18 protein-coding genes and 2 pseudogenes are annotated in these 19157 nt (G+C 59.2%); 1 reads left to right on the plus strand and 19 read right to left on the minus strand.

Going from position 1 to position 19157, the window contains the following annotated elements:
* Window positions 1–348: 348 nt before the first annotated feature.
* The 15 genes and pseudogenes from F572_RS0107685 to F572_RS0107730 form a co-directional block, all read right to left on the minus strand.
* Window positions 349–807, minus strand: a pseudogene (locus F572_RS0107685) (transposase); the annotation flags it as partial.
* Window positions 808–919: 112 nt separating this feature from the next.
* Window positions 920–1381: an RES family NAD+ phosphorylase gene (locus F572_RS0107690; RefSeq protein WP_231291118.1), complete on the minus strand. Its 462-nt coding sequence runs from the start codon at window positions 1379–1381 to the stop codon at window positions 920–922.
* A 5-nt stretch (window positions 1382–1386) separates the two neighbouring features.
* Window positions 1387–1917 (minus strand): antitoxin Xre-like helix-turn-helix domain-containing protein, encoded by a 531-nt coding sequence (locus F572_RS15255; RefSeq protein ID WP_017942185.1) that lies wholly within the window; start codon window positions 1915–1917, stop codon window positions 1387–1389.
* Window positions 1918–1973: 56 nt separating this feature from the next.
* A pseudogene (locus F572_RS15930) lies at window positions 1974–2089 on the minus strand (transposase); the annotation flags it as partial.
* Between the two features lie 126 nt (window positions 2090–2215).
* Window positions 2216–3211, minus strand: coding sequence for a glycosyltransferase family 2 protein (locus tag F572_RS0107700; RefSeq protein WP_231291115.1), 996 nt, complete (start codon window positions 3209–3211; stop codon window positions 2216–2218).
* Entirely contained in the window at window positions 3208–3759 is a 552-nt protein-coding gene (gene rfbC, locus F572_RS0107705; RefSeq protein ID WP_017942187.1) for a dTDP-4-dehydrorhamnose 3,5-epimerase, read from the minus strand. The genes F572_RS0107700 and rfbC overlap by 4 nt, the downstream gene beginning before the upstream one ends.
* Window positions 3760–3772: 13 nt before the next feature.
* Window positions 3773–4654 (minus strand): glucose-1-phosphate thymidylyltransferase RfbA, encoded by an 882-nt coding sequence (gene rfbA, locus F572_RS0107710; RefSeq protein ID WP_017942188.1) that lies wholly within the window; start codon window positions 4652–4654, stop codon window positions 3773–3775.
* Window positions 4654–5574: a dTDP-4-dehydrorhamnose reductase gene (gene rfbD, locus F572_RS0107715; RefSeq protein WP_017942189.1), complete on the minus strand. Its 921-nt coding sequence runs from the start codon at window positions 5572–5574 to the stop codon at window positions 4654–4656. The genes rfbA and rfbD overlap by 1 nt, the downstream gene beginning before the upstream one ends.
* Entirely contained in the window at window positions 5574–6644 is a 1071-nt protein-coding gene (gene rfbB, locus F572_RS0107720) for a dTDP-glucose 4,6-dehydratase (protein WP_017942190.1), read from the minus strand. The genes rfbD and rfbB overlap by 1 nt, the downstream gene beginning before the upstream one ends.
* Before the next feature lie 30 nt (window positions 6645–6674).
* Window positions 6675–7292, minus strand: a complete 618-nt coding sequence (locus F572_RS15670) for a glycosyltransferase family 29 protein (protein ID WP_155983900.1) — start codon at window positions 7290–7292, stop codon at window positions 6675–6677.
* Between the two features lie 114 nt (window positions 7293–7406).
* The gene (locus F572_RS15260; RefSeq protein WP_081602030.1) at window positions 7407–8294 is read right to left on the minus strand and encodes a class I SAM-dependent methyltransferase; all 888 of its coding nucleotides are present in this window, start codon (window positions 8292–8294) and stop codon (window positions 7407–7409) included.
* Window positions 8294–9406: a polysaccharide pyruvyl transferase family protein gene (locus F572_RS15265; protein ID WP_081602031.1), complete on the minus strand. Its 1113-nt coding sequence runs from the start codon at window positions 9404–9406 to the stop codon at window positions 8294–8296. The genes F572_RS15260 and F572_RS15265 overlap by 1 nt, the downstream gene beginning before the upstream one ends.
* 9 nt (window positions 9407–9415) lie before the next feature.
* Entirely contained in the window at window positions 9416–11671 is a 2256-nt protein-coding gene (locus F572_RS0107725) for an N-acetylneuraminate synthase family protein (protein WP_026143051.1), read from the minus strand.
* A complete protein-coding gene (locus F572_RS15270) occupies window positions 11668–12339 on the minus strand; it encodes a cytidylyltransferase domain-containing protein (RefSeq protein WP_081602032.1) in 672 nt (223 codons plus the stop codon). Before F572_RS15270 ends, F572_RS0107725 begins: the two co-directional genes overlap by 4 nt.
* A gap of 149 nt (window positions 12340–12488) precedes the next feature.
* On the minus strand, window positions 12489–14285 hold the full coding sequence (locus tag F572_RS0107730) for an ATP-binding cassette domain-containing protein (RefSeq protein WP_026143052.1): 1797 nt from the start codon (window positions 14283–14285) through the stop codon (window positions 12489–12491).
* 819 nt (window positions 14286–15104) lie between these two features.
* Between F572_RS0107730 and F572_RS0107735 the strand changes: the two genes are divergently transcribed.
* Window positions 15105–15776 (plus strand): bifunctional 2-polyprenyl-6-hydroxyphenol methylase/3-demethylubiquinol 3-O-methyltransferase UbiG, encoded by a 672-nt coding sequence (locus F572_RS0107735; RefSeq protein WP_017942193.1) that lies wholly within the window; start codon window positions 15105–15107, stop codon window positions 15774–15776.
* Between the two features lie 29 nt (window positions 15777–15805).
* Here F572_RS0107735 and F572_RS0107740 read toward each other — a convergent pair whose 3' ends face one another.
* From F572_RS0107740 to F572_RS0107755, 4 genes are all read right to left on the minus strand, one after another.
* Complete coding sequence (locus F572_RS0107740; protein ID WP_017942194.1) at window positions 15806–16786, minus strand: glycosyltransferase family 2 protein; 981 nt, start codon at window positions 16784–16786, stop codon at window positions 15806–15808.
* A gap of 16 nt (window positions 16787–16802) precedes the next feature.
* Window positions 16803–17612: a sulfotransferase family 2 domain-containing protein gene (locus tag F572_RS0107745; RefSeq protein ID WP_038034198.1), complete on the minus strand. Its 810-nt coding sequence runs from the start codon at window positions 17610–17612 to the stop codon at window positions 16803–16805.
* Between the two features lie 448 nt (window positions 17613–18060).
* On the minus strand, window positions 18061–18411 hold the full coding sequence (locus tag F572_RS0107750; protein ID WP_017942196.1) for a MarR family EPS-associated transcriptional regulator: 351 nt from the start codon (window positions 18409–18411) through the stop codon (window positions 18061–18063).
* Window positions 18412–18835: 424 nt separating this feature from the next.
* Window positions 18836–19157: transposase (locus F572_RS0107755; RefSeq protein ID WP_017942197.1), on the minus strand; the 322-nt coding region annotated here is incomplete at its 5' end.

The raw sequence follows: 19157 nt of genomic DNA on the forward strand, positions 1-19157 counted from the left end.
ATCAACTTTTACTAAATACTAAATACTAAATACTAAATAAAGATAAACCAACTAGGAGGATAAACAATGAAATACCCGAACAACCTAACGATGAACTATGATCGGTTCGTTGAGGACATCCGCAATGATCATTCTTACCTGACCGAAACCGAGATTGCTCGCGCCATAGATTCAGGCTTCAAGATCACGCTTCTCGTCTATCACCACAACCGAAATCACCCCGACATCATGAAAACTATCACCACATGGGACGATTACGTTCTTTGGCGTGATCAAGTACGTCTGACCCGATGAAACGGATATCACACTGCGAAAACGGAAAACGGGGAAAGATTTACTTCCCAACCTCCGGCGTGATAGCGGACGGCCAGGCCGGCGCTCGATGCGGCAACCGATAATCTGCTCGACCTCGTCCACGAGGCGCGGGTTACCGGTGAGCTGGCCGCGCTGTAGCGCCTCAGGCATCAGCTTCAGCTCCGGCTCCGGCTCCGGAACGCCCTGCTGCACGAAGCGGGCGTATCGTGCTTGCCGCCTGGCTTCGTTGTCGGCCAGGTCCAGATAGGCCGGGTCCGGGTTGATCCAGCAGTCCTCCCCGCCCGTGCGCTGGCGATAGCCGGACCAGGGGTAGTCTTCGACGGCCGGCCCCAGCAACAGGTGCACATGGTTGGTCAGCAGGCAGTACGCATACACTCGAATGTCCAGCGCACTGCTCAGCTCGCGCAGGTCCTCCAGGTACCGCTCGTAATCCTCGGCCCCGGTAAACACCACCTGCCGATTGTGCCCACGCTGCACCACATGGTGCGGCATATGCGGCAACACCCCTCGCGCCATCCTTGGCCTACCGTTCCTCCTGCATCACCGCCGCATCCTTGCGACGGAAAATCAATCTATCCCCGTTTCGGTCAGACCTCGATCAGCGTTATGTCTGGGGCTTCAGGCGGGTGTCGAAGGAGAACGCTTGCGGCCCGGCGATCGACAGGTCTTCGAAGGCAGGGTGTGCCGGGTTCAGGAGCAGGTTGTGCTCGCTGGGAATCACCGCCGAGGGGACCCACAGGCCGACACTCTGCTGGCTCTCGACCCATTGGCGACCGACTTCTTGCAGCGCGGGATAATCCAACCCCTCCCGCGCGATGGGGCCGAGGTCGCCCGGGTCGACCGCGAGCAGCTCGATAGAGTCTGGGATCTCGATGTCGAAATACACAAACACCTCACCGAAGTCCTCGGCCTCCATGTGGACCAGGACCTCCAGGGTCGCGAGGGATAACGACTGCGCGGTGTAGACGACCGGGACACCGGCCGGGTTCCAGCGTCCGCCCCTGCGGGCGGCGCCCTGGCCACTGAAGGCCGTGTCGGCGCGCTCGCCACGCAGGAGCCGGAACACCCGGGTCAACTAAAGACCCCGTGGTCGATCCGGTGCAGGACGGTCTCGACCAATTCGGTTCCGGCCTCGGTATCGAGCAGGTTGATCGGGACCTCCTCGAGCACGCGGTTGTAGGTGTTCATCCAACGTTTCGCCTTGCCGTGGTCCTCGAAGATGGTCTCGGCCAAGGCCGCAATACGCGCGACCCGATACGCGCGGTCGGAGGCTTCGGGATCCAGGCGCTCGTTCTTGCTCAAGCGGCGCTTGTAGGTGGTTTCAGAAACCCCCGCCAGGTGTACAAGCGTCACGCGCGGGATGCCATACGACTGCCCAATCTGCTCCAGGCTGCGCGCAGGCAGTCCGAGCCGCACCGTTTCGATGATGTGCGCGTAAGGTCCGTCCTTGCCTTGAATGGGGCGGGCTTTGGTCTCGATCCCGATCATCTTGGCGACAAGTCCGTACACCGTGACGCGCTTGCGCGCCTGCTGGGTGTCGAAACGAAACGTGCGCGCCTGATCCGGGCGATTCGGGGTGGCGTTTTCGGTCGTCGTGGTCATGGGGCGCCCTCCAGTGGGCCATTTGGCCTATCATTGTAGACCATATGACCTCACCGGTCCTCCAGGTACCGCTCGTAATCCCCATCCCCGGCAAACACGACCTGCCGATTGCCCCCCGCTGCAACACATGATGCGGCCTATGCGGCAGCACCACTCGCGCCATCCTTGGCATACCTCTCCTCCTGCATCACCGCCGCATCCTTGCGACAGAAAATAAATCTGTCCCCGTTTGCCGCGGAAAATAAATCTGTCCCCGTTTTCCGCGCTTCACGCACACAGATCTCGCCCGCTTTTGAGATCACCGGAACAGCAGGTCCCGGATGGCGCTCTTTGCACCCGCGAACTCGCTGTAGGAGCCCTTGCGCCAAAGACGCAAAACGCCCGGCAGACGCGTCCAGCGAGCTTTGTCGCGTAGCGCCAGGCGACCGTCCAACGCCGAGAGGCGCTTCTCGAGTTGGCGTAGATAGGCACTGAAGTCGTCGGAAAGAGGCGATCCCGACCGGTCACGCGCCTCACGCACGCCTGCAAGGAACGCTCTCAGCTGACCAGCAGAAGCAGCGGACTGCTCCTGCAGCTCCCCCCCCTGGATCAAACGGGACACGGACTGCTTGAGCACCATCCCCCGCGTAACTTTGCTGGTCCTGTTTGCGATGAACTGCGATTCATTCTCGTCGTGCCGGCGATACCATTGCAGGACATCCGCGAACACACGCTTGCGTCCGACCCCCTCGGCCATCCTGACAATCCAGCCATCGTGACCCTTGTACCCTGCGGGGATCGGCAGGCACAGGTCGAGCAGTTCCCGTCGCACTGCGGCGCAGCATCCCATCACGAAGCTCGAATCGCTCAAACCGGCGGAGGCGATCTGTCCACGCTTGGTCAGCCCGGTGTCGTTCAGCTCGCCATCGGTCAGCGCGGCGTCGTTCATCACCACCAGTGCCTCGGGGTCTTCGAGGGCGTAGCGCTCCATGCGCTCCAGCTTCTCGGGAAACCAGACATCGTCCTGGTCGCTGAGAAACACCAGATCGCCGACCGCCTTCATCAGCGCCTTGTTAAAATTGCCCGTGTAGCCGAGGTTTTCCTCGTTGCGCTCCCAGCGCACTTCGAAGGGGGCCGCGGCAGCGAAGGCCTCGACAATGGCCAATGTATTGTCTGTCGAGCAGTCGTCGGTGATCACCAACTCATCCGGCAACCGCGTCTGCGCCAGGAAGCTATCAAGCTGCTCCGGGAGATACGCAGCGCCGTTGTAGGTCGCCATGGCGATGGATAGCTTCAGCGGCTCTTCCCGCTTCATTCGTAGACCTCTGCAGCCGCAAACCAGAGACCGGCGCGATCCTTGTCCGAGAGCAGCGGCTCCGAGCCATCCGAGAGCAACGGCCACTCGATCCCCAGATCCGGATCATCCCACCGGATGCAGCGCTCATGCTCCGGCGCATAGAAATCGGTGCACTTGTACTGGAACTCCGCCACCTCGCTGGTCACATAGAACCCGTGGGCAAAGCGGGCCGGCACCCAGAGCTGGCGCTTGTTCTCGGCGCTCAGTTCGACACCCACCCACTGGCCGCAGGTCGGCGACGAGCGGCGTATATCCACGGCCACATCGAACACCGCCCCATGAGTCACCCGCACCAGCTTCCCCTGCGGCTGCTCGATCTGGTAGTGCAGGCCCCGCAGGGTGCCGCGTACCGAGCGACTGTGGTTGTCCTGCACGAACTCCTGGTCCAACCCGGCCGCCTCGAACTTGCGCCGTTCCCAGGTCTCCATGAAGAAGCCGCGTTCGTCGCCGTACACGGTCGGCTCCACGATCACCACATCCGGGATGCGCGTCTCGATGAACTTCATCTCACACCACCCATCAGAAAATCCTCTCCTCCAGAAGGCCCTGCAGGTATTGCCCGTACTGCGTCTTCGCCAGGGGTTCGGCGAGCCGCTGCAACTGCTCCGCGTCCACAAAGCCCATCCGGTAGGCCGTCTCCTCCGGCGAGGCGACCTTCAGCCCCTGGCGCTTCTCGATGGTCTGGATGAAGGTTGCCGCCTCGATCAGCGACTCGTGAGTGCCGGTGTCGAGCCACGCCATGCCACGGCCCATAACTTCAACCTTGAGCTCCCCCCGCCCCAGGTAGGCGCGGTTCACATCGGTGATCTCCAGCTCGCCACGGGCCGAAGGGCGCACCTCACGCGCGATATCGGCCACCTGAGCATCGTAGAAATAGAGCCCGGTCACGGCGTAGCGAGAGCGGGGCTGCTCCGGCTTCTCTTCCAGACTGGTAGCTCGGCCGTCGGGGTCAAATCCCACCACCCCATAGCGCTCCGGGTCGGTGACCGGATAGGCGAACACCGTGGCCCCCGAGTCCCGCGCCGCCGCCGACTGCACCAGACCGCCCAGGTCGTGGCCATGGAAGATATTGTCGCCCAGGATCAGGGCGCTGGGGTGGCCCGCAAGAAACGACTCACCGATGATGAAGGCCTCCGCCAGCCCGTTGGGCTCTTCCTGTACGGCGTACTCCAGCGTGATGCCCCACTGGCTCCCGTCACCCAGGAGCTTGCGGAACAGCGGCAGATCGTCCGGCGTGGAGATGAGCAGGATCTCGCGAATTCCCGCCATCATCAGCGTGCAGAGCGGGTAATAGACCATCGGCTTGTCGAAGACCGGGAGCAGCTGTTTGGAGACGGCGTGGGTGACCGGATAGAGACGTGTACCGCTGCCGCCCGCCAGGATGATCCCCTTGCGTTGCATCAACTCGTCCTCCCAAGGCTCTCACACCGGAGTATCTCGTCCAGCGCCCGGTCCACCCCGACCCGCCAGTCGGGCATCCGGAGTCCGAAAGTCCCTTGCAGCCGGGTCGTATCGAGGCGGGAATTGTGCGGCCGCCGCGCCGGCGTCGGGAAAGCCTCCGTCGTGACGGGCTCGATGGCCTCGTCCGCGACGCGGACCGGCCAGCCGGCCTCCCGGGCCGTGGCGATCACGCGCCGTGCATAGGCGTACCAGGTCGTTTCGCCCGCAGCGGCCAAGTGGTACAGACCACCCTCCTTGCCTTCATTGATGCACCGCATCAGCGCGACGGCCGAAATATCAGCGATCAACTCCGCGCCGGTGGGCCCCCCGAACTGGTCGTCGATGACCCGCAGGGCGTCGCGCTCGCTGGCCAGGCGCAGCATGGTCCGAATGAAATTACGCCCCCGGGCGGCATAGACCCAACTGGTACGGAAGATGAGGTGCCGACAACCACTCTGCCGGATGGCCTCCTCCCCCTCCCACTTGGTACGCCCGTATACATTGATGGGCGCGGCGGAGTCGGCCTCCGTCCAGGGGCGTTGACCAGTGCCATCGAAGACGTAATCGGTCGAGTAGTGGACCAACCAGGCGCCAAGGGCGCGCGCTTCGGCCGCGAGGATCGCCGGCGCCGTGGCATTGATGGCCTCGGCACGCTCGGGGTCGGACTCGGCCTGGTCCACCGCCGTGTAAGCGGCGGCGTTGACGATGACATCGGGCGCCCGTCGACGGACGGTCGCGGCCAGTGCCTCCGGCTGGCCCAGGTCGCCACACAGGCCCTCGCCACCGTGGCGATTCAGGGCCGTGACCTCTCCCAACGGAGCCAGGGCACGCTGCAACTCCCAGCCGACCTGCCCCGTGCTGCCCAGCAGCAGGATCCGCATCAGGCGCCCCCCCGCTGGTCGTAGTTCGTCTTGATCCAGTCGCGGTAGGCTCCGGAGCGGACCCGCTCCACCCATTCCGGGTTGTCCAGATACCACTGGACCGTCTTGCGCATGCCCGATTCGAAGGTTTCTTGCGGCTCCCAACCGAGTTCGGTGGCGATCCGGGTGTTGTCGATGGCGTAGCGACGATCATGGCCGGGGCGATCGGACACGAAGCTGATCAGTCGCGCGTATGAGCCCTGTGGATCCGGGACCAGTTCATCCAGGATGGCGCAGACGGTCTCGACCACCTCCAGATTGGTTCGTTCGCAGCGCCCGCCGATGTTGTAAGTGCGGCCATTCGCGCCATTCTCAAGCACGCGGCGCAGAGCTCGGGCATGGTCTTCCACGTAGAGCCAGTCACGGACATTGTCGCCTCGGCCATAAACAGGCAGCGGTTGGCCGTCCAGGGCGTTGAGCAACACCAGCGGGATGAGCTTTTCGGGGAACTGGTACGGGCCATAGTTGTTGGAGCAATTGGTGATCACCACCGGCAGCCCGTAGGTCCTGTGCCAGGCGCGCACGAGATGATCACTGGCCGCCTTGCTGGCCGAGTAGGGGGAACTCGGTGCGTAGGCCGTCTCTTCAGTGAAGGGCGGATCATCCGGCCCCAGATCGCCATAGACCTCATCGGTCGAAACGTGATGGAACCGGAAACGGCTCTTGCTTTCTTCCGGAAGGCCCGACCAGTAGCGGCGTGCGGCTTCCAGCAGGTGATGCGTGCCGGTGATATTCGTCTCAACAAAGGCTGCGGGCCCCTGAATCGAACGATCAACATGCGACTCGGCCGCCAGGTGCATTACGGCATCGGGTTGGTGCTCACTAAAGACGCGCTCCAGCGCGGCCGCATCGGCGATGTCGACGTGCTCGAAGCGATGGCGCGGCTCATCGCGAGCGCTGCCAAGCGAATCGAGGTTGCCGGCGTAGGTCAGGGCATCGACATTGATGACAGTCGCATCGGTGTCCGTAATCAGTTGGCGAATCAGGGCCGAGCCGATGAAGCCTGCACCGCCAGTGACAAACATCTTCATGCCCAAAAGTTTCTCAACACACACTCTTTCTTAAACGATCTTGACAACCCCGTCCCTCTCCATTAGCTCAAGAAGCGCTACTTCGTATACCGGATCGCAATGCTTACTCAAAATGTAATCACGATTATACACACGCTGACCATCCGAATCGGAATAATGGATCGCAGACCAAGCCGACACCTCATCTCGCGAGAATCCAAACACCGTAATTGAACGCGGCATCCCGAATGCTACCAACGCCCCCAAACACACAATCCCCGACTTCGGCGGTTTCTCCGGAATAACAGGCAACTTTCCGGAACCACACTTGTCCATTACTCGCTTAAACGTCCACCGGGGGAACTCCTCCGGAAACAAAATCCCTTCCTTACCCACGCTACTTAGAAACTCTTTGTTCTTTCTGGTAGTGATTACCACCCCCTTAAAACCAACCCGCCTAACGTATTCAACATGCTTATCAACCAACGTACAACCAACAAACCTGACGTCCGTCCTTGCCCCGAGAAACTCTTCCCTACCGATATTATCTAACAAATTAACCCGGATAACGACATCATGCTGGTCAATCCAGTATCCATTTCGATTCGAAAACACACCCGGCGCACTACCCACGACTGCTACACTCTTACCTTCTACCATCTCTCTCATTCTTCGCGAGAAACGCCGCAAACGAATAGGATACAAAATACGCCGTCCGAGGTATTTAACTATACGCCATCGCTTATCAACCCAAGATGCGCAACACTTAGCCATCGAAATCACCTAAGCCCACGAAGCCGTCGGACGACAAAGCGCAATCAAAGTATCAGTCCTATCAATCGCAGCGAGAGAACCTCCGTACGCGGTTTCCAATTCCCTATTAGAAAGGAAGCGCCAAACGTCATGCCCAGCCGGCTCAGATCTCGCAAGCCAATGCAAGTGATTTGACAGGGGATAACGTTGAAACGCAGATACCTCGAGATCCTCAAACCCGGCCGTACGCAACATCAATCTCAAACTCATACGCGTATGAAGCACTAGGTGCTCACTCCAAAACGTAAACGACTTGAACGCTTCGCAGTCGAAAAGCGTAATCAGCGCATCGCGAGCATGAGGCACCTCGACCAGCAGCACGCCTCCTGGCTTTAGCACACTTTTGAGGTCGCGTAGCGCGCGAAAAGGGTCTGTAAGATGCTCCAACACGTGAAACATCGTTACTACATCTAACGACCCTGGCTCGATCTCCCGAACATCCTGAACAACCCGATGCCCTTTATCCCTCACGATCGCCGCCCGTTCGCGACTCGGCTCGAGCCCGATCGCCGACGATGCCTGACCACCAATCTCATCCAACATACCGCCCAAACCGCAGCCAAAGTCCAACCAGCACTTGTTCCGAATATATCCGCCAAACTCTTGGGCCCGTCGCACGTTATCATCGAGCCTTGGCGTCCATACGCGTTCTCCCCTAACAGCATATGCCTCATGTTCGCGCCTTTCTTCGTAGTATGACTCAGACACATGATCCGACCTGGACAGCAAGATGACTTCGGAAACTGGATCCCGAAGCACTTGTATGTCATCGCGATCACGAACACGCGGATGAAATAACTCAAGGCTCTCTCTATCGATAGCGCCAATATCGGCTAGTGTCTGCACCAGAACATTCATCACAACCGTCCCAATATGGATTCATAGAAATGAACCGTCTGTTTCTTCTTCCGCGCGATCTCTCTTGAAACCACAGGATCCTGCTCTCGGCTTATCGCCTTGTTCACGTCCGCAGAAAATCCAGGCCGTAACGGAAACGCAGAACTGCTTTTAACAGAGCGATGGAGACAAAGAACCCTGTCCAGCGCTGCCAGCCCGATCACTTTTTTCCCCATTGCCATGCTGCAAACATTCGCATGCAAACGACTCCCGATCACCGCTCGGCTGCGCTCGTACACCGAGAAGATTTGTTCGGCACCGATCTCCCCTTGAACACAAGGCGCCACTGAGATGTGGCTGCGAATAAGAAAATCATCAATCCGCGTAAACAGCTCCGTAATCGCTGAAAGATCGGCGTAAATATGTGGCACCAAAACGATATCCAACCCAAGATTGTAGATGATGTGAGTGACGACAGATGCCAGTTCCTCGTAGTACTGTCGGCAATCGACTCGATCGCCAAATGAGCTACGTAGCCGGATTTGGTCCGCTGTTACATTAATCGCGACGTAATCTTTCTCGAGGTGCAACCCGCGATGCCCCACCGGTCTATAAAAAAAACCACTATCTAACACCTCATGTAGCTCATCCGCATAATGCTCCCCGATATGCCTCTTTACGGATTCCAAAGAGCCGTCATTCCGAAGGGCCACAGCAATCTTTGAATTACAAATCAAGGCGTCTAAAAACCGGGATACTTTCCTGACATTACCCATCGGAACGTTCTTGTGCGGAAAACATCCCATACTTGTAACCAGTGTCGGTACCCGAATCTTGTCGACAAGACTTGGATCAATATCGAGAGTTGTCCCGGTTAAGCTATTCGGCACCCAATAGTCCAGAAATCCTCCGCCGCCGTACACCACAAGATCATAGGTATTCGCTGTCGCGATGAAATCCTCATCAAATTCACGCCGCTGCCCATGGCGATAATTTCTGTAGAACTGCCTAATCTCAACCTGATCGACCGAGTAGGCATCAAGGAGTTCCCCCAAAACTCTGTAGAATCCAGCGTGGCTCGCATTATCTCCAACATTACCAATGAACGACGCAACGTGAAGGACCTTAACCATATTCCGCCCCTAGATACCGACCTTCTCAAGAAAGTCAAGCGCGGCCCAGAACCCTTCACCTCGATTCTTATGCCCCTGCCATACCTCGGGAATAAACTGTACGTTCGGCGCAAGATCCTCTAACTTCTCCTTCAACGCGTAAAAATTAACATCCCCTTCTCCCATCTGTACTCCCTCTCCATCGACGCCCTTCGCATCCACAACATGCAAATGTACGGTGTGCGGGAGAACCTTGTCGAGAAATTCTTCAAAATTCCAATTATAATAATTACACGCCATCATCGAGTGAGATACGTCCAGACAAACCCGATACCCAGTACGTCGACAGAACTGATCAATCTCATCGGGGTCCACAAAAAGGTTATGGTGGCTCTGGCCGCCAAAGTGCCACGGGAAAGGAGGCATAGTCTGGAGCGCGAGTTCTACTGACGAGAGGTCTAGCTCCGCCAATGCCGCTTCGACGCGTTCATACATGGCCCCCCGTTGGTCTTTTGGCACGAACCCAAGAGGATTCCACCCACCAGCGTTAACCACGAGCGCCGGCCTCTCGGTCCGCGGGAAAAAATGCTTGAGTCTAACGGCGATGCGAACAACCCGCTCCAGTTCTTCAATGGAGCGCTTACGATGGGCTTCCTCTTCACTCGCCAAATCCATGATGTGGTCCCCGGAGAATAACTCGGGGCTGTGAACCGCAAATCCGATATTTTGAGGCTCCCGTATCAAGCTTTCTAATTCCGCCTCCATATCGTGATAGCTCAGGTGGAACTCCACGAAATCGACCGCAGTATCTCGTGTGAGCTCATAAAAGTCGTGATAACGCACCGGAATGCCGTAAGGCCGCTTAAAACGGTAGTGCGATCTCCTTGCTACCGCGGGATGAATGTCCGTCTCGAAGAAAAAGTCTCCTGCAACAAAATCTCGCTCAGCGGTCTTACCAACCAATTCTTCCAGTCGATTCGGCTGCAAACCCTGCCCAGGACTCTTGACGTCTATCATGGTGCGCTGGATAACCTCCCCGCGCGCTAGATCTTGGTTAATCACTAGGCTCTTGGCTAAATTTTCTCGGTTGATCAGCTCCCCTTGCGTGATCTCACGTTTTCCGGACCCACCCATACATTTTTCTACGATGCGGATCTCACGGACCATCTCGGCGAACTCTTCCGGCAAAAGACTCACCTTATGATCATTCCCCTCCATTCCCCGGTCGATCGAGAAATGCTTCTCAATAATGCGCGCACCAAGCGCCACCGCAGCAACTGGCACCGTAATTCCCCGCTCATGACCGGAGTATCCGACCAGCCCCCCACTTAACTCTCTCAACCGGGGCAAGTACCTTAAATTAACGTCCTTGTACGGAGTTGGGTAGGTTGAGTTGCAATGAAGAAGGGCGAATTGTCCACCGAGCCTACGCAGCAGCGAAACTGCGCCATTGATCTCACTTTCGTTGCTCATTCCAGTCGAACAAATAAGCGGCTTTCCCGTGGCGACGAGAGCCTCCAAAAGCTCGTTGTTGGTAAGGTCGGCCGAAGCGACTTTGTATCCTTCCATACCATAACGCTCTAGCACTTCAAGGCTTGCAAGGTCCCAAGGAGTGCAAAGAGGCAAAACCCCCTGTTTCGTGCAATATTCGAAAAGCTCACAGAGCTCATCGTTATCTAGCTGGAAACGATTCAGAAGGTCGAGCGTATACTGAGACCCTAGATCGTATCCCACATCCCCATTTTTACCCTCATTTGAATAGAGAGTAGAAAGATCACGCATCTGAAACTTTACACAGTCCGCTCCTGCCTCTACCGCCAGATCAACCAACTTTCGGCCTAGTTCGATGTCCCCGTTATGATTGTTTCCAATCTCCGCAATAATCATCGTTGGACTATCGTCACTGACCACGCGACCGCCCAGTTCGAAGCCTTCTGCTTCCCTTCGTGCAAGAGCCACGAAACGACCACTATCATCGACGAGGGGTATAACGTCCCTCTTCGCCCTTTGATCGAATTTGGCAGTGATCTGCAACGGACCATCGTCGATCGAGGCAGCGACGAAAGATCTATTCATTACCGAATCGACAGGTTCGTTTAGATCGAAACCCGCAGTGTTCGTAATCCATCGCCGCACATCGCCGTCACTTAGGGACCCTGCTAAGACACCATTTTCTTCAACAACGAAGACGATCCGTGAATTGTTTTCATTGATCTTCCGCAACGCGTCAAAAATAGTGTCGCCGCAAAAGACCATGTGATTCTTGATGGTCTTTTCTACCCTCATGCCTGATTCCCATTCCCGTGCGTTTCAATGAGTAACTGTTCCGCGCGTGCCCAATCCTCGGGTTCGTCGATTTCCAAGCCAGTCTCTTCTGCCATCTCGTATATCCCGATCCGCCCACCCAAGCGACAGCGGGTTTGCTCCAAGATGCTTCTCCGTGTCAGGTAAAACGCTCCATTTTCCATCAATGTGCCATTGAAGTCTTGGCGTCTTGGTCGGGCGAGCGGGTCGTAATTCAGTGGAGTACCGTCATCATTCCAGTAAAAGCGTTTTGTCCTTACAGCTGTAAGCATAGAATCGTATCTTTTACGATCAAACAACGTCAGTGCACTATCAATATCGTTCGACCGCAAAAGGGGCGACGTCGCCTGTATAGTGACTAAAGTATCGAACGAGACTCTTTCCATGGTGTCCAGCATGACCGATTCCGTGCTAGCCTCATCGGTTGCCAACGCAGAGGGCCGGCAAAGTACTTCAACGCCTGAATCCAAACTATCGACGACGTCGGCGATCTCCGGGCTATCCGTAGATACGTAGACGGCATGGATCGATGCGGCGGATCTCGCTGCCTCGATTACCCAGGCGCACAAGGGCTTGCCTGCGAGGTACTTAATATTTTTCCTCGGAATGGTTTTTGACCCACCTCGCAAGGGAATTAGCGCGACATTCACAGAATCATCCTCTTGTCTTTGGACTTATGGCGGATCGGTTCGCTGCGGGCAGTGCGGGGCAGCTAGCGGCTTTTTCCACCGATGGTGAGACTCTCGAGCCGCCAGTGGATGGATAGCTGTCGACTCCTGAGTTAGATCTCGATGTTTGCTCATGCTCGCGCCAAGGCCCGAAAAGGCTTATTGGTCTTGATGAGTTCGTCGAAGGTCCCCTGCCCCTTCAGTTCGCCCTTATCTAACAGGTAGATAGTGTCGCAACGCTGCACAGTAGTGAGACGGTGGGCGATGAGGACGATGGTCTTCCGATGGCCAAGATTGTGAACAGCCTCCATCACCGCCTCCTCGGTGAGGTTATCCAAGGCACTGGTGGCCTCGTCCAGGACCAACAAGTCCGGGTCGTGGTAGAGGGCGCGAGCAATGCCGATGCGTTGGCGCTGGCCGCCGGAGAGGCGCACGCCGCGTTCGCCGACGCGGGTGGCGTAGCGCTTGGGCATGTCACTCATCACGAACTCGTGCAGGTTGGCGATGCGGGCGGCGCGCTCCACCGCCTCCTGGTCGATCTGCTCCGGCAGCAGACCGAAGGCGATGTTGGCGGCGACGGTATCGTCGGCCAGGTAGATGTGCTGCGGCACGTAGCCGATGGTTCGCTGCCAGGCGCGTACGTTCTCGGCGGTGATGGGTGTGCCGTCCACCTTCAGCTCACCGGCTCCGGGGCCGAGCAGGCCGAGGATGATGTCCACTGTGGTGGTCTTGCCGCTGCCGGTGGCCCCCACCAGCCCGACGGTGGTGCGCGCCGGGATGGTGAGGGTGAGGTCGCGCAGCGCTGGGCGCTCGGCGCCGGGGTACGTGTAGTGCAGGTGGTCGAGCTCGATGGCGTTGCTCACGCCCAGCGGTGCCGGGCGCTGGCGGCTGAGGCTGCCCTGGCTGTCCGGCCCGAGGCTCATCAGGTCGCCGTGCAGGGTATCAAGGGCGGCGCCAGCGAAGCGCAGCTTCGACAGGTTGGCGTAGACCTGCTGCAACGCCGGCATCAGCCGGTAGCCGGCGAAGGCGTAGAGGGCGATGATCGGCATAGCCTGCTGGAAGCTGCCGCGTGCCGCCATAAGGTAGAGCACCACGGCGAGGATGCCGCCGAAGGCGATGATCTCCAGGGCAAACCGCGGCAGTTGCGAGGCAAGTTCGGACCCTGCCTGGCGGTGGGCGAAGCGCCGGGCTGGGTCGTCGAAGCGGTGGACCATCGCGCCCTCCAGGGCAGCGACCTTGACGTCCTTGATGCCGCCGAACGCCTCCTGCACCGCCTCGAACCGCTCGCGGTTGGCCACCACCCGATCCTTGCCGATGCGGTCGAGGTAGCCGCGCAGGCCAAGGTAGATGAGGGCGTAGGCGCCGCCGAGGCCGGCCAGGGCCGCCAGTGCCAGCCACGGGTCCACGGCGATGAGCAGAACCACCAATGCCACCACCACGGCGCCGTGGGCGATGAGCTGCAACACCGGGACAATCGCTTGATTAATGACCTGCCCCACCTCGGAGAGGATCGACTTGCCCAGGTCAGCACTATGCCGGTTAAGGAACCAGTCGTAGGGCTGGCGCAGGTAACCAGCCACCAGCCGCTTTCCAATCGTGTATTCACGCATCTTGGAGTAGCGAACTAATGCATAAGTGGTCAGAGCCTTGAAGCTGATCGAGAGGACCAGCGCGCCGAAGACCACCCAGCCGAGGAAGAAGAGGAAGGTGCGCGGCTCTTCGAAGCCCAGGATGGTGTAGACGGCGTTGAGATGGGCGTTGGTCTCCACCACTTCCGGGTCGGCCAGGGCGCTCATGAACGGCATGATCGAGGCGACGCCGACCACCTCCAGCAGGGCCATCACCGTCACCATCGCCAGCAGGACGTAACCGCGACGTCTTTCCTGACGAGAGAGGAGATCGTGAATCTTTCTCAGATTGGCAATCATGGGCTTGGGGCGCGAGCCGAGGCTCTTGGAGGGTTGCGAAAGGTCATGCGTGCTCTACTACGTCGGAAAAGAAATCGTGGCTGACTGCTGCGGAGGCCGGACTCCTGCAGCAGCAGACCCTGGATCCTCACCTGGGAACTTTGTTGGGGCTTTGGAGACACAGTCTGGCAAGGGGTGCCGAACGGGTCGTACGTATCCCTTCTTTGCCACTCAACACCGGGGCGGGGCATACACCGTTCATTCCGTGAACGATGTGCGGCAAGCTCATCATGAAGAGGACTGGGCGTCAATGCCAGTGGCGTGATGGTCCACGACGCTCCAAGCCCGCGCCGGTGGCGAGAACGCATTCCGTCAGGCATGGCCACTCCACCGCCACAGTCGAGTTAACCCTGAACTCGTTGGCTGTACCGAACCGCACCGAATGTGCCGAGAGCGCTTGGGGGTTCAACGCGTCGCGGACACGTGGACGCCCCCACGACAATGGCCGGCCGGAGACGATCCATGGCTATGGTACACCTCGATGCGGCTAGGCCAAGGGCAGCCCCATGGTCGACGCGCACGGGAGAGGCCGAGTCTCGAGCGGATCCACTGGTTCCAACCGCGCGCCTGTTAGAAACCAACGGCCATTGCCCACCCGGCATGGCGGAAACGCGGTACCATCAATCGCTTCAACGGTCCACTCGAGCGGCGCGCCCCAAACCAACGAGTGTATGGGCAACCACGAGCGGTTCAGCTTCGCCCTGACGGACCACACTGGCACCCATCCCAAGCCCCTGAACCGACATGATTCGACCGCTATTCACCCGCACTCGAAGCCTGATGGCAAAGGCCTCGCTGCGCCTCACCCTCCGGCTTTGCAACCGGTCACAGATACAAAACGCGGTGTTCGAAAAATGGGACATCCCGGAGGCGACCCGCGCGCATGGTGCCTTCCGCCACGACAAGTCCTGCTCCAACCTGCACATGCGGGGCCTTACCAAAGAAAGCGGGACGATCCGCGGAACGATCGTCCATGCCGTTCAGGGCATAAAAACGCCCATCCGCCGTACTCTGCTACCCGGCGAATACAATCAAGACAAGGCGCATTACGCCCACCTGACCGACACGCAGGAGGGCGACATCATAACCGCGGGCATCCACCCGGATATGGACTATCACTGGAACTACAACGACGTCCCGCCTGCGATGGGCACCTTCGATCTCATCATCTCGCAGGCCATGCTCGAGCACCTGATCGACCCATACAAGCACGTCACCGACCTGTCGGCCCAGCTGAATCCAGGCGGGCACCTCATACTGCATACCCACCCGCCAGGCTTCCCCTACCACCGCCACCCGGTGGACTGCATCCGTTTCTACCCCGACTGGTTCGAGGAAACCGCCAATGCATTGGGCCTCAACGTCGCCCAGCGCTACATCGGCGACCTGCGGATCTGCTACATGCTTCGAAAACCCCCACAGCACGACAAGGACGCCGCGCGACTCCCCTGAGTGGGTGTTCGCGACTGTGCTCCAGCCACTTACCTCAATAGCAGATCGCTCGCCGCACTCTTCCACCCGTTGAACGACTTATAGCCGCCAGAGCACCAGATCGAAATGACGCCGGGAATCCTGTATCGGCGTGGGATACACCGTAGTCGCACGCGGTCCTCGAGCCTGCGGCCGACCCGTTCCCAGCGGCCTTCCAGTTCCTCGAGCTCTAGCACGGCAATAGCCGAATCCTTGCGGAGAGCCCGAGCGACGCCCTCCCGCAGCATCTGCAAGTAACGCAACTGGAGCCGTGCCTTGGCGAGCCACGCGGCTCGACTTGACCAGCGCTGCATAAAAGACATCCTCTGGAATCCCATTCGAGTCAAGGGCATTAGCGCGCTGGTTGGTCCATCAGAGACGTTGTTCCCATGCCGCCTGTAATACTGCAGGACGGCGCGTGACACGTGCTTCCGGCCAAGGCCATCCGCGATTCTCACAAACCAGACATCATGAGATTTAAAATTGGCAGGTATGGGCATCGCCAGATCGAGGAACTCGCGACGAATTGCACAGCAACACCCCATCGCATGATCTTCCAACGGAAGACCGGCGTTGGCGATTTGTACGATCCTCGTCAGGCCGGTTCCCTCGAGATTGTGATCCACCAACGCCGCATCGCACATCAACAGCCAGGCGTCCTTCTCGGTTTTAGCGGTGGCCTCCATCGCCTCCAGCTTGTTCGAGAACCAGACGTCATCCTGGTCGCTCAGGAACACGAGATCACCCGTAGTCGCGGCGAGGGCCCGATTGAAATTCGCGACAAACCCCTGGCGTCCCCGACCCTGGATCACCTTCACTTCAAACGGCGCCGAGTCCTGGAATCGCCGGACAATCTCCATGGTTCCATCCGTGGAGGCATCATCCGAGATGACGACCTCGTCCGGCAGGCGCGTCTGATCCAGAAAGCTCTGTAGCTGCTCCTTTATGTAGCGCTCACCGTTAAAGGAGGCCAGGGCGATCGAGACCTTCATTGAACCCGCTTGCCCCTTACATTCGCGCCACTCGGGCATACAGCTCGAGATCATCGGCGTAGTAGCTAGAGACGAAGTCCCGCACATACTCCGAATTGAACAGACTGCGTACGCACTGGTCGCGATGCACATACACCCAGCGATCCATGCGCTTGCTGGCTGAGGCCGGAAGCACCCGCCTCAGCCGACCCATTAAAGGTCCCACAACGCGATGGGCCCGCCTGAGTGCCTCGTTGCGATACATCAGTGCCGCATTCGCGTGTTGCTGGGAGGCGGTACACTCCGCCACCTTCGACCCCGCAGAGCCAATGTATGCGTTCATCTCCTCCCTGAGCTGCGCAATCCGTTCCACTGGATACACCGCACCCACCAGCGCCTCGCCATCCAGCACGATGTAGTCACATTGCCGCTGGAAGTGGATATAGCCCAGTGGTAGACAACCCGCAGATGAAGGCTGCCGCGACAGGTAGTCAATGCTTTCCTCCAGCGACTTTCTCAACTCGGCGCGGCTGAGTTTCGCCAAAAGAGCGCCCTCGCCCCACCGAATCCGCTCGGACACCGAAGAAGCGAAACGACCATACGGATCACGCACCAGCGCGAAAGACCGGTAGTCCAAGACCGACTCAAAGGCCTCCGGAAAGTGAGCCCGCAGCACGGCAAGCGGGAGATGAGCATAATCCAGCATACCCAGATCCGAATGCGACCGGCGCCAGGGCGGGCCGGCGTCCTGCCACTGATTCAACGACTCCAACGCTCGTCGGACCGCTGTACCGGCGCATTTCGGTATGTGAAGAAAAACAATCCGGAAGTCGTGATTGATGATCATGGCGGTTTCTGAGGCGTCCGAAAGGAGCGGATCTGTCTTGCTGGAATACACCCGCCGGGCAGGCTACCCGTTCCCGTCCAGATCAGCATGCCGGGAAAAATACACCCCCACACCCCGTAAATCACCCCACCTCGGTCATCCCGGAAACTGCGGAGCGATTATCCATGAACTCGTGCGCCTGGGCGCTTGTTACCGCTGGAGATCCCGGCTCTTCGCTTCGCTGCGGCCGGGATAACGGTGGGGGCGCGCAACGGCCGGGACGACCATTTACCTGCGGTGGCTCCGAACCTGTAGGAGCCGAGCCTCTCGGCGATTGGGACGTTGGTTAGGCCCTGATCGCCCAGGGGGCTGGGCTCCTACGCCGCCTGGCGGCCCTAAACATGTAGAAGCCGAGCCCTCTCGGCGATTGGCGCGTTGGTCAGGCCCCATCGCCCAGAGGGCTGGACCCCTACGGGGTTGGTGGTTCGTCCGCTGGTTCGGTGCTCTGGAGCTCGGCGCGGAGTTGTTCGATTTCGGTCATCAGGGCTTCGTGCTCGGCGCGTTTTCGCTGCAGCAGGCCGTACGCCAGGCGGGCCTTTTCCTGCAGGCCGCTTGGCGTGAGCTTGTACAGGTAGGCCGAGCGGTTATCCGAGCGGCGGAAGTTCTGCGCCTTGACCCAGCCGCGGTCGAGCACGGCCCTGAGCGCGTAGTGCGTCTTGCCCACTGACAGGCCCAGCGCCCGCGCGAGCTGGCGCTGGCTCATGTCCGGTTCGCGCTCCAACAGGCGGAGCACTTCCAGATGAAGGTCTTCTTCAATCAATAGGTTATCGATCCGGTGGGCGGCGTTTGGGCACGCTACCGCCGGGACGGTGCACCCGGATTTCTTGCGGGTCCGCCCTGGGGGGTCGCTTCTTACTGTGCGTTCACGGGGTGAACGAATGGCGAAAGTAGAGCATATCGACCGGCCGCATGGCAATGCGATGGGCGGGCCGGGAAGGGAAACGGGGTCGACTCGTTTATGCCGATCGCATAGGGGCAGCCCCACTGCTGGAGATCCCGGCTCTTCGCTTCGCTACGGCCGGGATGACGGGGTGGAAGGAGGCTGCGGCCGGGATGACCGTCGACTTACCGTGGCTCCGAACCTGTAGGAGCCGAGCCCTCTCGGCGATTGGGGCGTTGGATAGGTCCGATCGCCCAGGGGGCTGGGCTCCTACATCGCTTGCGGCGAACATCAAGGGTCCTGATTAGCAACGAGAGTCAGCTAGTCGCAGAATCCGCTCGGGCACGGGCCGGCAGTGCACGGCGGCGACCAGCAGTCGCGCCGGCAACGTCGCCAGATCAAAGCGTCGGTTGAAGCGGTAGGCGAATGCCGCGAGGTAACGGGCCGCGTACTTGGCGAACGCAAATGCATGGTAGCTCCCGCTGAGGCTGGTCTTGAGGTTGCCGAGCACGGTGTTGATCCATTGGAATTCGGGAAGATCCTGGGGTTTGCGCCCGGCCACGACCGTCGGCTGGTGCCGGCAGTCGGCCCTTGCGACGGCGCGGAAGCACGCCAGGCCATCGGAG

Source organism: Thioalkalivibrio sp. ALE14, assembly GCF_000376845.1.
Taxonomy (GTDB): domain Bacteria; phylum Pseudomonadota; class Gammaproteobacteria; order Ectothiorhodospirales; family Ectothiorhodospiraceae; genus Thioalkalivibrio.